The organism is Lysobacterales bacterium (assembly GCA_016721845.1).
Taxonomy (GTDB): domain Bacteria; phylum Pseudomonadota; class Gammaproteobacteria; order Xanthomonadales; family Ahniellaceae; genus JADKHK01.
Window position 1 is genome coordinate 69,848 of sequence record JADKHK010000003.1, and the last position, 13,778, is coordinate 83,625.

Sequence of the window (13,778 nt, forward strand, 5' to 3'; positions counted from 1 at the left end):
CAGACTGACCGCATGGATCACCTCCCCGAACCCGGTACCGGCATCACAAGCGATCGGCGCCATCCGTTCTTCGCGGCCGTGCTGGCCTGCGCGGCGCTGTCCCTGCTGCTGTTGCCTGCCTACCAGCACCTCGCGACTGCCAACATCGCGATGATCCTGCTGCTGTCGGTCGCACTCGTGGCGTTTCGATACGGGCGTGGCCCGGCGATCCTGGCCAGCGTGCTCAACGTCGCGGTGTTCGATGTCGGCTTCGTGCCACCGCGCGGGTCGTTCACGGTACAGAATGCGGAATACCTGATCGTGTTCGCGGTAATGCTGGCCGTCGCCCTGATCATTTCCCACGTCAGCGGCAAGCTGCATGCCCAACAGCAATCGGCGAGTGTCGGCGAAGCGCGGCAACGCGCCCTGTACGAACTGGCCGCCGAACTGAACGCCTCGCTGCGCCGCGAACAGGTGATTGATGGCGTTGTCGCCTTCCTGCGCCGACAGCTCGATGGCGAGGCCCGCTGTCATCCGGCGGACACGGAGACGCCGACGGTCGATGCCGCCATCCGCTCGGTGCTCGGCGCAGGCGCGTCGGCACAGATCAACGATGGCGAGGCCCTGAGACCGGTGCGCAACCTGCAGCCGCTGCGTGGGGCGACACGACTACGCGGCGTGCTGGAAACGCGACTGCCCACGCTGCGTCCACCCGACGACCTGAATCGCCAGAACCTGCTGTCCACCGTCGCCGAATTGATGGCGGCCGCACTCGAACGTCTGCACTATCTGGATGTTGCGGCGCGCACGCAGTCCGAAATGGAGGCCGAACGCCTGCGCAACAGCCTGCTCGCGACGCTGTCGCACGATTTGCGCACGCCGCTGACCGTGCTCTTCGGTCGCGCCGATGCCCTGCGCGATGCCGCAGCCGACACCCCTGGCGTGCGCGACCTCGCTGCCGCCGTCTGTGACGAAGCGCTGCGCGCGAACCGCTTGTGTGAAAGCCTGCTCGACCTCGCGCAGGCACGTGGTTCGGCCAGCCTATTGCGGCGCGACTGGGTGGCGCTGGACGAAGTGGTGGGCGCCGCATTGGCAACGCTGAGTGGCGTACCAGGCAGCGCGCGCGTGCGCACCGACCTGCCCACGGACCTGCCCTGGCTGCGACTGGACGCCGCGATGTTCGAGCGGGTCGTCGCCAATCTCATCGACAACGCGCTCAAGCAGGGCGGCGAGCATCAAGACGTCAGCGTGTCGGCCGATGTCGAGGCCGATGCCGTGCGTCTGCGCGTGCGCAACACCGGCTCGCGGTTTCCGGACCGCCCCGAGGAACTTCTCGCCGCTTTTGCGCGCGGCGAACGCACCGATCGCGGTGGCTTCGGCATCGGTCTCGCAACCTGCCAGGCCGTCGTCGCTGCGCATGGCGGCCGTTTGCATCTGCGAAATCGCGACGACGCGGCCGAGGTCGAGATTCTGCTCGCGACGCCGCGCGAATCCATGCCCGCGCTGCCGGATTCGGAGCCGGCGCATGGCTGAGCGCGACGCCACCATCGTGCTGGTGATCGAGGACGATTTCTCGATCCGCCGCCTGTTGCAAGAGCGTCTTGAGCATGCCGGTCTGATGGTTCACGCGGCGGCCGACCTGGGCGCTGCGCGACTGGCGTTGTCCGCGAACCGGGTCGAAATCGTCCTGCTCGATCTCGGCTTGCCCGACGGTGATGGCGTCGATTTCGTGCGCGAGCTGCGGCGCTGGTCCGAACTGCCCGTGCTGATCCTGTCGGCGCGTCATCAGGATGCCGACAAGATCGCCGCGCTCGACGCCGGCGCCGACGACTATCTGGCCAAGCCGTTTTCGAGCGGCGAATTGCTGGCGCGCATTCGCGCCTTGACCCGCCGCCTGCGGCCCGAACGCACCCCACCCACCGCCCGTGTCGGCGAGCTTGAAATCGATTTCGCGGCGCGACGCGTGCAGCGCAGCGGCGAACTCGTGCATCTCACGCCCATCGAGTTCGACGTACTCGCGGTGCTCGCCGCCCATGCCGGCCAAGTGATGACTTATCGACAACTGTTGGCGGACGCCTGGGGACCGGAAGCGGCCGGGCAGCACCACTACGTGCGCATCGTCGTGGGCCATCTGCGCCGCAAGCTCGAAGCGGATCCGCTGCGGCCCCGCCATCTGCTGACCGACACCGGTGTCGGCTACCGCTTCCAACCCTGATTCCCGCAACGAGCCCCCCCATGAAATCCTCGCGTTCCGCCCTGGTCCTCGCGGCCCTCGGCATCGTTTACGGCGATATCGGCACCAGTCCGCTGTACGCCTTCAAGGAAGCCTTCACGCCCGGCCACGGCCTGACACCGACGCCGGAGCACGTCCTGGTCACGCTGTCGGCGCTGTTCTGGGCCGTCACCCTCGTCATCTCGATCAAGTACGTTTGGGTCGTGCTGCGCCACGACAACGACGGCGAAGGCGGCGTACTCGCGTTGACCGCGCTCGCGCATCGCGCCAGCCAGTCGCATCCGCGACTCGCCGCTGGGGCCATCGTTCTCGGCGTGTTCGCGGCCGCGCTGTTCTACGGCGATGCCATCATCACGCCGGCGATTTCGGTGCTGTCGGCGATCGAAGGCGTGGCCGTGGCCGCGCCTGCACTGTCGCACTGGGTCATTCCGATCACGATCGGGATCCTGGTCAGCCTGTTCCTGGTGCAGCGACATGGCACCGGTCGTGTCGGCGCCTCGTTCGGACCGGTCACGCTGATCTGGTTTGCGACGCTCGGCGTGCTCGGGATCATCAGCATCCTGCAGACGCCGGCCGTGCTCGGCGCGCTCGATCCACGCCACGCGCTGCAGTTCGCGGCCGATCATCCGCAGGCCGCGTTCGTGCTGATGAGCGCGGTCTTCCTTGCGCTCACCGGCGGCGAAGCCCTGTACGCGGACATGGGCCATTTCGGCGCCTGGCCGGTGCGCGTGGCCTGGTATGGACTGGTCTGTCCGGCGCTGCTGCTGAACTATTTCGGCCAGGGCGCTCTGGTGATGCGCGATCCGGCCGCCGCCGCGAATCCGTTCTATGCGTTGGCGCCGGACGGGTTCCTGTGGCCACTGGTCGCACTGGCTGCGGCCGCCACCGTGATCGCTTCGCAAGCCACGATTTCGGGTGCCTATTCGATCACGCTGCAAGCCTCGCGCCTTGGCTACCTGCCCCGCATCCGCCTGTCGCACACGTCCGACACCGAGCGCGGCCAGATCTACGTCCCGGCGGTGAACTGGCTGATGCTCGGCGGCGTGTTGCTGCTCGTGGTCGCGTTCGGTTCATCGAGTGCCTTGGCTGCCGCGTATGGCATCGCCGTGTCCGGGACGATGATCGTGACCACGCTGCTGACCGCCGTCATCGCAGCGCAACGGCGCGCGAAGCGGCGCATTGTGCTGATCGCCTTCCTCGCGCTCGTGTTCCTGGTCGAGTGCGTGTTTTTCGGCTCGAACGCGATGAAGTTCCTGCACGGCGGCTGGTTCCCGCTGGTGCTCGGTGCGCTGATCTTCGTGCTGCTGACGACATGGCGCCGCGGCAGCGCGCTGGTCGCGGAAGAACGCACGCGTCTCGACCTGCCGATGGACGGCTGCGCCGCCGCGCTGGTCGCCGGCGTCACACGCGTCGCAGGCACGGCGGTCTACCTGAACTCCGATCCAGGCCGGGTGCCCAGTGCCCTGCTGCACGGCCTCAAGCACTTCAAGGTGCTGCACGAGCGCGTGTTGTTCGTGCACATCGAGTTCATGGAAACGCCCTACGCCAAACCCGACGAGCGCGTGACCGCCACCGCACTCGGCGGCAACATGCACGACGTGCGTGTGCGCTTCGGCTTCCGTGAGGAACCCGACCTGCCGAAGGCGCTGCGACTACTCGATGCGGCCTACGCTGTCGGCGAGGACATAGCGGTCACCTATGTCGTCGCGCGTTCGACCATCGCGAACGGTCCGGGCCGCCTGCCTGCTTGGCGTGCCGGCCTGTATGCCGCCATGAGCCGCCAGGCCGACGACCCCGGCTCCTACTTCGCGCTGCCGGCAAATCAAGTCGTCGAATTGGGGACGCGGGTGTTGTTGTGACGATCCGCTAGTAAGCGAATTCGCGATACACCGGATCGACGGAGCCGTTCCATTCGCCGTGGAAGAGTTCGAGTTTGCGTTCGGCCGGGGTCTGGTTGGCCTGGGCGAATTCGATCAGGGGTTCGAGGAACAGGGATTCGTCGATGCCGCGGGTGTTGAGACGGGCGCGGCGCTTGAGGCCGTAGGCGGCGATCTTCAGGGCTTCCAGTGCCAGGTCACGCGCGGTGCCGTTGCGGAACGGGGTCTTCAGCGCGAGCTTCGGCACGCCGTTGCGCAGCGCTTCGCGTTCGTCGAGGGTGAAGTCCTTGACCAGATCCCAGGCGGCATCGAGCGCGGTCTGGTCGTAGAGCAGGCCGACGAAGAACGCCGGCAGTGCGCACAGGCGATTCCACGGACCGCCGTCGGCGCCGCGCATCTCCAGATACTTCTTCAACCGCACTTCCGGGAAGGCCGTGGTCAGGTGATCGTTGAAGTCCTTCAGCGTCGGCTTCTCGCCGGGCAGCACATCGAGCTTGCCGGCGAGGAAATCGCGGAAGTTCTTGCCGCTGGCATCGATGTACTGGCCATCGCGATAGACGAAGTACATCGGCACGTCGAGGATGTAGTCGACATAGCGCTCGTAGCTGAAGCCATCCTCGAACACGAAGCCAAGCATGCCGGTGCGGTCCGGATCGGTGTCGCTCCAGACATTCGAGCGGAAACTGAGGAAGCCGTTCGGCTTGCCCTCGGTGAACGGCGAATCCGCGAACAACGCAGTCGCGATCGGCTGCAGCGCCAGCGACACGCGGAACTTCTTCACCATGTCGGCTTCGCTGCCGTAGTCGAGGTTCACTTGCACGGTACAGGTGCGCTGCATCATGTCGAGGCCGAGATTCCCGCGCTTCGGCATGTACTCGCGCATGATCTTGTAGCGACCCTTCGGCATCCACGGCAGTTCGTCGCGGCGCCACTTCGGGTTGAAACCCATGCCGAGGAAGCCGAGCCCGAGCTGGTCGCCGATCTGCTTGCATTCGCGCAAGTGCGCGTCGACTTCGCAGCAGGTCTGGTGAATCGTTTCGAGCGGCGCACCCGAGAGTTCGAATTGTCCCGCCGGCTCCAGCGACACCGAGGCCAGCCCCTTGGTCAGCGCGATCGGATTCCCGTGTTCGAGAAACGGCGTCCAGCCGAACTCGCGGGCCATGCCCTCGAGCAGGGCGCGAATGCCGCGCGGACCCTCGTAGGGCGGCGCGCGCAGGTCTTCCAGCTGATAGACGAATTTCTCGTGCTCGGTGCCGATGCGCCAATCCTCGATCGGCTTCTCGCCGCTGGCGAGGAAGTCGATCAGATCCTGTTTCGACTCGATGGACGCGGACGCGCCTTGGCTGGGATTCGACACATCACACTCCTTGACGACGCAGGACCAGACCGGTCGCGGTCTTGAATCCTCGCAGATGCGGCGTGACGGCGCGATTGCAAGGGATCAGCGCGCGAACCAGGGCTTCGGATCGAGCGGACGGCCCTGATGGCGCAGCTCGATGTACAGGCCGGCCTGCGCCGCGCCACCACTGGCACCGACCGTGCTGATGACATCGCCGGCGGCAACCCAGTCGCCGACATCCTTCAACAGCGATTCGTTCTGCGCATACAGGCTCATGTAGCCGTCGCCGTGATCGAGAATCAGCAGCAGGCCGAAGCCCTTCAGCCAGTCGGCGAACGCGACCCGCCCGGGCGCGACCGCGCGCACCTCGTCGCCGGCACCGGCATCGAGCAGCCAGCCCTCGCTCAAGCGTCCGGTCGCGATGCTCTGGCCGAACCCCACCTGCACGCTGCCGGCATGCGGGCGGCGCAAACGACCCTTCAGCGTCGCGAAGGGCTGCGCGGCATCGAGCTGCTTCGGAATATCGGCGAAGATGTCGCGCAATTCCTCCAGCAGGCGCAGCAAATCCTGCTCATCGCGACCCAGTGCGGCCAGGCGCGTCTTGCCTTCCTTGAGCTTCGCATCGAACTCGACCAGCACCGCTTCACGCTGCACGCGATCGGCCGCGAGCTGCGCCGATTGCGCATGTTCCTTCTGCTGTTCGGCCGCCAGCGTGGCCTTGGTCGCGGCGATGGCCTGCTCGACGGCGAGCAGGTCCGACAACTCGGCCATCAGTTCCTGCACGCGGGTCAGCCGATCGCGCTGCAAATAGCGGTAATAGGCCAGGGCGCGACTGCTGTCGCCGATGCGGTCGCGTGCCAGCAACGCCTTCAGCGATTCGCCGCGACCGATCATGTAGACCGAGCGCAGCAGGTCCGCGAGTGTCTCGCGACTGTGTCCGAGGGTTCGGCTCAGCACCACGCGTTCGGCCTCGCGCTCGGCGAGCAGGCGGTTCTGCGTGTCGATGCCGGCGTCGAGCTCGCGCAGGCGGCGCGCACTGCCGCTGACCCGGGTATCGATCTCGCGCAAGGCCACGACCCCTTCGTCACGCTGTGCCGCGAGTTCGGCGCGCGCCGCCGACAGGGTCGCGATCTCGGCGCGCAATGCCTCGAGCTTCGCTTCGGTCTCGGCCTCGCGTTCGGCATTCTGCGGCACCACCGGCGCCGCGACGACCTGCGCCATGCCGAACAGCAGCGCGTAGGCCGCGCGCCATCGCACTCAGGCGGCTCCGACGATCAGCGAGCGTCCGCTCATTTCCGCAGGCTGCGGCAAGTCGAGCAATTGCAGCAGCGTCGGCGCCAGGTCGCAGAGCGCTCCATGCCGCAACTGCGCGGCTCGACCGACCAGCACCACCGGCACCGGCCCGACCGTGTGCTGGGTGTGCGGTTCGCCGGTGTCGGGATCACGCATCATTTCCAGGTTGCCGTGATCGGCGGTGACGATCATCGCGCCACCGACCGCGTCGATCGCCGCGCGAATCTCGCCGAGCGCCAAGTCGACCGCCTCGGCCGCCTTCACCGCGGCCGCGAAGATGCCGGTATGGCCAACCATGTCCGGATTGGCGATGTTGCAGACGATCAAATCGAAGGCGCGCGAACGAATCGCGGCGGTCAGTTTGGCGGTGAGTTCGGGGCAGCTCATCTCCGGCTGCAGGTCGTAGGTCGCGACTTTCGGCGACGCGACCAGCACGCGTTCCTCGCCCGGAAACGCGTCCTCGCGGCCACCGTTCAGGAAGAAGGTGACGTGCGCGTACTTCTCGGTCTCGGCGATGCGCAGTTGCGTCAGGCCGTGCGCGGCGACCACCTCCGGCAAGGTGTTGGCCATGCTCTGCGGGGGATACGCAACCGCCGTGACCGGCAGGTCGGCCGCGTATTCGGTCAGGGTCACGTAGGCCGACAGCGCAATCGCGCGGGGCTTCGCGAAGCCGTCGAAATCCGCGCGCACGAAGGCACGCGTCAACTCGCGCGCGCGATCGGCGCGGAAGTTCAGGAACACCACGGCGTCACCGTCGGCGAATCTCGCGCCATCGCCGACGACGGTGGGTTTCACGAATTCGTCGGTCTCGCCACGCGCGTAGGCAGCGTCGAGTGCGGCCATTGCATCAGCGGCACGGAATTCGGCCTGCGCTTCGGTGATCGCACGATAGGCTGGCTCGACCCGTTCCCAGCGGTTGTCGCGATCCATCGCGTAGTAGCGGCCGCTGACGGTGGCGATGCGTGCGCCGGGCAGGGCCGCACATGTGGCGTCGAGCTTCTGCAACGACGCGCCCGCACTCTTCGGCGGCGTGTCGCGACCGTCGGTGAAGGCATGCACCGCGATCGATGTCACGCCCGCGGCGGCGGCCGCACCGAGCAAGGCGAGCACGTGGTCGATCTGTGCATGGACGCCGCCGGGCGACATCAAGCCGAACACGTGCAGGGTGCCGCCGCTCGCCTTCACCGCATCGAATGCACTCACCAGCGCGGGGTTGCCGGCGAAGCGCCCGTCGCGGATGGCCTGGTCGATGCGCGTCAGTTCCTGATACACGACGCGCCCGGCGCCGATGTTCATGTGCCCGACCTCGGAATTGCCCATTTGTCCATCCGGCAGGCCGACGTGTTCGCCATGGGTATCGATCAACTGGTGCGGGCACTCCGCGAGCAGGCGCCGCCAGTTCGGCAGATTGGCCTGCGCGATCGCGTTCCAGTCGGTTTCGATGCGATGGCCCCAGCCATCGAGGATCAGCAGCAGCACAGGTTTCGGCGTGGGCACGAGGCGGTTCCGCAAGGGCGATCCGGCATTCTAACGGCGCGGCGACCATGACCGATGGCCTAGCCCTAAACCCTCGGCGACGGCCCTGCATCTGAGCCCGGGCAACCCCACCAGGAGAATTCCATGCGTCGCATCCCGCTTGCCGTACTGATCAGCGCCCTCTTCGCCACTGCCGCCCTCGCCGGCGGTCCCGAGCACGATGGCGCCCACCACGGCGACATCAGCAAGGTCAATCGCAGCGTCCATGTCGGCGACGGTGAAACCGCCGGCGACGTCGAATCGGTCAACGGCTCGGTCACGATCGGCGACCACGCCATCGTCGAGGCCGCTGAAACCGTGAACGGTTCGGTCCGGATCGGCGCCAACAGCCAGGCCGAGTCGCTGGAAACGGTGAACGGCAGCATCAGCGTCGGCGCCAAGACTGTCGTGCAGGAAGGCATCGACACCGTCAACGGCGCGATCACGCTGGACGAGGATGCCGCCAGCCTCGACAAGATCGAAACCGTGAACGGTCGCATCGAGCTCGGTGCACGCGCCCAGGCCGGCGCCGGCATCGAACTCGTGAACGGCGACGTCGAACTGAAAAACGCCGCGCGCGTGACCGGCGACATCGTCGTGCGCAAGCCGAACAGCTTTGGCTGGTTCAACGGCAAGAGCAAGACCCCGCGCGTGATCCTCGGCCCGAACGCGGTAGTCAACGGCAACCTGGTGTTCGAACGCGAGGTTGAGCTGTACATGCACACCACGGCCAAGGTCACCGGCAAGCAGGACGGCCCCCTCGCCGGCGGCAAGGTGATCAGCTTCAGCGGCGAATCGCCGAATACCTGAGGCATCGCGCGATCCGTTTCACATTTCGTGAAGTTTTGACTTCGCGCGTTCCACGCCCGGCGGTGGCTGACTAGACTGCAGCCACCGCCGGAGGACGATTTGATGATGGACCGCAAACGCGAAATGGCGCTGGCCAACTGGTGCCGTGGCGTATTGAACGACAATCAGATCAAGGTCGCGCCGGCGTCGAGCGACGCCAGCTTTTGCAGCTACCACCGCGTGTCGAGTCGCGACAACAGCTTCATCGTGATGGACGCGCCGCCGGACAAGGAAAACATCGCGCCCTGGCTCGACATCCATGCGCGTCTGCGCAAGGCCAACGTGAATGCGCCGGAGCTGGTGGCCGTCGAGCGCACCCTGGGCTTCATCCTGATGGCCGACCTCGGCGATCTGAGCTACCTCTCGCAATTGAACGAACAGTCCGCCGACCTGCTGTATCGCGACGCGCTGAACACGTTGTACGCGATGCAGACTCGCGTCGACAGCAACGGTCTCGAGACCTACCACTACGGCAAGCTGGTCGCCGAAATGGAACTGTTTCCGGAATGGTTCCTGCAGCGCCATCTCGGACTGCAACCGAATTGCGCCGGCTGGGACACCATCGAGCAGGCCTTTTCGGTACTGACCGCTTCGGCGCTGGAACAGCCGCAGGTGTTCGTGCATCGCGACTTCCACAGTCGCAACCTGATGCGCACGACCCTCAACAATCCGGGCGTGATCGACTTCCAGGACGCGGTGAAGGGGCCGATCACCTACGACCTCGTCTCGCTGCTGCGCGACTGCTACATCGAATGGCCGAAGGAGCGCGTGCTGGCCTGGATGCAGGCCTATCGCGAGCGCGCCGTGGCCGCCAACCTGATCGCGCACAACGAACTCCGCTTCAAGCGCTGGTTCGACCTGATGGGCGTGCAGCGCCACCTGAAAGTGCTCGGCATCTTCTGCCGGCTCTGGTACCGCGACGGCAAGGCGCAGTATCTGAACGATCTGCCGCTGGTGCTCAAGTACACGCTCGAGGTCGCCACCGTGAACAAGGACCTGAAGCCGTTCGGCGAATGGCTGGCGAAGATCACCGCGAACATCGACCTGACGCGGCCACGCGACTGAACCGATGCGTGCCCTGATCTTCGCTGCGGGTCTCGGCGAGCGCATGCGCCCGCTGACCCTGACCACGCCGAAGCCGCTGTTGCCGGTCGGCGGCAAGCCGTTGATCGCCTGGCACATCGAACGCCTGCACGCGATCGGCGTCCGCGACATCGTGATCAACACATCCTGGCTGGCCGAGCGTTTTCCCGAAGTGCTGGGCGACGGCAGCGAATTCGGCCTGCACCTGCATTACAGCTACGAAGGCGACACCCCGCTGGAAACCGGTGGCGGGATGCAGCATGCACTGCCCCTGCTCGGTGAAGCCCCCTTCATCGCGATCAATGGCGATATCTGGAGCACGCATCCGCTCGATACCCTGCCACGCGAGCCTGCGGGGTTGGCGCATGGCGTGTTGATCCCGCTGCCGGCCTTCCGCACGCCTGGCGACTTCGAGGCCGTGGCGTCGCCGTTGCTGGGCAGCGCGGCCGGGCCGCACACGCTGGCCGGCATCGGCGTGTATCGGCCGGAACTGGTTCGCGGGCACCCGGCCGGCAAGTTCTCGATCACGCCGCTGCTGATCGCCGCAGCCCGCGCCGGGCGATATTCGGCGGACAGGCATCAGGGAGACTGGGAGGACGTGGGGACGCCCGAGCGCCTGTCCGCCCTGGATGCCCGGGTTTTTGCTGCGGCGCAGCGCGACTTGTCTGCAACGAACCGTTAAAAAGCGCCCGCGCATGAACCGTGTCACAAGCAGAGCCGGGCACCGGCCGTAGGGACGCGTCATGGTATGGACACACTTCGCGGATAGCGTGCGCGCGCCATTTACCGGGGGAATCCATGCTTCGTTCGACGCGTTTGCGCGCGACTACGCTCGCGCTGTGCCTTGCTGCGGCCTTTTCGGTCCAGTCCGCCCGTCCGGTCAGCCCGGACCACCATGAATTCGAGGCCGCGATCCACGCGCCTTATGCCGCCGACAAGTCGGCCGCACGCGAATTCACCCTCTATTTCAGCTGGATCGACGCCAAGGACCCGTCCACGGTCGCGTGGAAGGTCGAGTTGCTGAGCCAGGACGGCAGCCGCGTGCTGCGCCAGTGGCACGGCGAGGAACGCCTGTTCCAGAAGCAGATCGAGACGGTGCTGCCCTGGGACGGCACCGGGAGCGACAAGCGTGCGCTTGCGGATGGCTTCTACAAGGTGCGCCTGACCGCGACGGCCGGTGATCCGACCACGCAACGTTCGCGCGGTGGCGCATTGGCCAAGCGCGTCGACCAGGCCCTGCTGGAGGACGGCAGCGCCGCCCACGTGCAGGAATGGGATGTCCGCGTCGGTGCGATGCCGAAGATCGCGATGCCCGAATTCAATGCGCTGGCGACGGCCACGTCGGGCAAGTCGCGGGCAGCGACCGGATCACTGCCCTACACCATCTATTTCGGCAACCTGCACGGCCAGAGCAACGACTCGGACGGTGGCGGCGCCATCGGCTCCTGCACCTCGTCGCAGCCCGCGCAGACCGGCGCCTACGGTCCGGCGGACGCGTTCACCTATGCGCGCGGCCGCGGCCTCGACTTCCTGATGGAGTCGGAACACAACCACTACTTCGACGGCTCGTCGAGCACCAACACCTCGGCCAGCCCGACGACGGCAATCAACCGTTACGCCGCCGGCCGCACCGCGATGGCGAACTCGAACAGTGCCAACCCGAGCTTCCTCGCCCTGTACGGCATGGAATGGGGCGTGATCAGCAATGGCGGCCACCTCAACATCATCAATGGCGACAAGCTCGCAGCCTGGGAATACAACAGTTCGAACCAGCTGCTCGGCGATGTCTTCGTCGCCAAAAACGATTACGCCACCCTATACACGACGATGAAGGCGCGCGGCTGGATCGGCCAGTTCAACCATCCGAGCACGTCCGACAGCCAGTTCAAGATCGGCACCACGGTGTTCGGTTATCACGTCGACGGTGACGAGGTGATGGTCGGCGCGGAAATCATGAATACCTCGGCGTTCTCCTCGAACACCACCGAAACCGAGACCAGCCGCAGCAGCTACGAAAGCGCCTTCAACAAGCTGCTGGAAAACGGCTTCCACGTCGCACCGACGACGAACCAGGACAACCATTGCGCGAACTGGGGCGCGAGCTACACCAACCGCACCGGCGTGCTGCTGCCGAGTGGCACGACCTTGAACGAGGCCAACTTCGTCGCCGCGATGAAGGCACGCCGCGTCTACGCGACGATGGACAAGAACTCGCAGTTGGTCACCACGGCCAATGGCAACATCATGGGCAGCCGCATCAGCAATTCGGGTGCACTGAGCCTGGTCGCGAACTTCGCGAACAGCGCCGGTCGCACGGTCTCGCAGGTGCAGTGGTTCGAAGGCGTGCCGAAACGCGGCGGCACCGTCACGGTGCTGGCGTCGACCGCCACGCACAGCTTCACGCCCGCCGCCGGCGAGCATTTCTACTACGCCAAGCTCACGCAGGATGACGGCAAGATCCTGTGGTCGGCACCGGTGTGGGTGACGCAGACCGGTGGTGGCGGCGGCGACACGACCGCACCGACCGTCAGCGCGTCGGTGACCGGCACTTCCGGCACGATCACGCTGAATGCGACGGCCTCGGACAACATCGGCGTGGCCAATGTCGAGTTCCTGATTGACGGCGTCTCGCGCGGCAGCGACAGCACCGCGCCCTACAGTCTGGCGTTCAATTCGGCGACGCTGAGCAACGGCACGCATGCGCTGACCGCACGCGCGTCCGATGCGGCGGGCAACAGCACGACCTCGACGGCCGCAAGCTTCGCCGTCAACAACACGACCGCCGACACCACCGCCCCGACCGTGACCGCGACCGAAACCGGCAGCAGCGGCACGATCACGCTTGGCGCCACGGCCTCCGACAATGTCGGCGTCAGCAAGGTCGAGTTCTATGTCGACAACGTGCTGAAAGGCACCGACACGACCTCGCCCTATGCGCTGACGCTGGATTCGACGACGCTGAGCAATGCCTCGCACGCGCTGGTCGCCAAGGCCTACGACGCCGCGAACAACATCGGCACGTCGGCCACGGTGAACTTCACCATCAGCAACGTGACGAGTGTCGAGCAGATCAAGAACGGCGGCTTCGAATCGGGCAGCACGAACTGGACCGCGACCAGCGGCGTCATCACCAATGACGCCAGCTTTGCGGCCTATGCCGGCAGCTACAAGGCCTGGTTGAACGGATACGGCGCCACGCATACCGACTCGGTCTACCAGACCATCACCATCCCGAGCACGGCGACGCAGGCGACGCTGACCTTCTGGCTGGATGTCGCGACGGACGAGACCACGACGACCACCGCCTACGACACGTTGAAGGCACAGGTGCGCAACACGTCGAACTCGGTGCTGGCCACGCTGGCCACCTATTCGAACCTCAACGCGGCCGGCGGGTACAGCCAGAAGAGCTTCAACCTGCTCGCCTACAAGGGCCAGACCATCCGCGTCTATTTCGAGGGCATCGAAGGCTCGCAGGTCGCGACCTCGTTCGTGCTCGACAACGTCAGCGTGATCACCAAGTAACCGGCGCGATCCGCCGCATACGCAACGGCCCGGTCAGTCCGGGCCGTTTGCTTTTCGGGTGCGGCACTGCGTATAAGCCGCGAAC

The 13,778-nt window shown here is 66.1% G+C and carries 10 protein-coding genes; 7 read left to right on the forward strand and 3 right to left on the reverse strand.

The features are described 5' to 3' along the window. Window positions 1-12 precede the first annotated feature (12 nt). The 3 genes from IPP28_00650 to IPP28_00660 are packed head-to-tail and all read left to right on the forward strand — an operon-like array spanning window position 13 to window position 4,071. Complete coding sequence (locus IPP28_00650) at window positions 13-1,512, forward strand: DUF4118 domain-containing protein (GenBank protein ID MBL0039570.1); 1,500 nt, start codon at window positions 13-15, stop codon at window positions 1,510-1,512. Then, entirely contained in the window at window positions 1,505-2,194 is a 690-nt protein-coding gene (locus IPP28_00655) for a response regulator (protein MBL0039571.1), read from the forward strand. Before IPP28_00650 ends, IPP28_00655 begins: the two co-directional genes overlap by 8 nt. A 20-nt stretch (window positions 2,195-2,214) precedes the next feature. Further along, entirely contained in the window at window positions 2,215-4,071 is a 1,857-nt protein-coding gene (locus tag IPP28_00660; GenBank protein ID MBL0039572.1) for a KUP/HAK/KT family potassium transporter, read from the forward strand. A 7-nt stretch (window positions 4,072-4,078) separates the two neighbouring features. On the opposite strand, the gene IPP28_00665 is transcribed toward IPP28_00660, so the two are convergent. The 3 genes from IPP28_00665 to IPP28_00675 form a co-directional block, all read right to left on the reverse strand. Next, complete coding sequence (locus IPP28_00665; protein ID MBL0039573.1) at window positions 4,079-5,446, reverse strand: glutamate--cysteine ligase; 1,368 nt, start codon at window positions 5,444-5,446, stop codon at window positions 4,079-4,081. An 84-nt stretch (window positions 5,447-5,530) separates the two neighbouring features. Further along, window positions 5,531-6,685: a peptidoglycan DD-metalloendopeptidase family protein gene (locus IPP28_00670; protein MBL0039574.1), complete on the reverse strand. Its 1,155-nt coding sequence runs from the start codon at window positions 6,683-6,685 to the stop codon at window positions 5,531-5,533. After that, the gene (locus IPP28_00675) at window positions 6,686-8,218 is read right to left on the reverse strand and encodes a 2,3-bisphosphoglycerate-independent phosphoglycerate mutase (GenBank protein ID MBL0039575.1); all 1,533 of its coding nucleotides are present in this window, start codon (window positions 8,216-8,218) and stop codon (window positions 6,686-6,688) included. A 123-nt stretch (window positions 8,219-8,341) separates the two neighbouring features. Here IPP28_00675 and IPP28_00680 point away from each other — a divergent pair, with 123 nt between their 5' ends. The 4 genes from IPP28_00680 (at window position 8,342) to IPP28_00695 (ending at window position 13,693) form a co-directional block, all read left to right on the forward strand. After that, window positions 8,342-9,046 (forward strand): hypothetical protein, encoded by a 705-nt coding sequence (locus IPP28_00680; GenBank protein ID MBL0039576.1) that lies wholly within the window; start codon window positions 8,342-8,344, stop codon window positions 9,044-9,046. Between the two features lie 123 nt (window positions 9,047-9,169). Continuing rightward, window positions 9,170-10,150, forward strand: a complete 981-nt coding sequence (locus IPP28_00685) for a phosphotransferase (protein ID MBL0039577.1) — start codon at window positions 9,170-9,172, stop codon at window positions 10,148-10,150. A gap of 4 nt (window positions 10,151-10,154) precedes the next feature. Next, the gene (locus IPP28_00690; GenBank protein MBL0039578.1) at window positions 10,155-10,850 is read left to right on the forward strand and encodes a nucleotidyltransferase family protein; all 696 of its coding nucleotides are present in this window, start codon (window positions 10,155-10,157) and stop codon (window positions 10,848-10,850) included. 116 nt (window positions 10,851-10,966) lie between these two features. Then, on the forward strand, window positions 10,967-13,693 hold the full coding sequence (locus IPP28_00695; GenBank protein MBL0039579.1) for a carbohydrate-binding protein CenC: 2,727 nt from the start codon (window positions 10,967-10,969) through the stop codon (window positions 13,691-13,693). The last annotated feature ends 85 nt before the right edge of the window (window positions 13,694-13,778 follow it).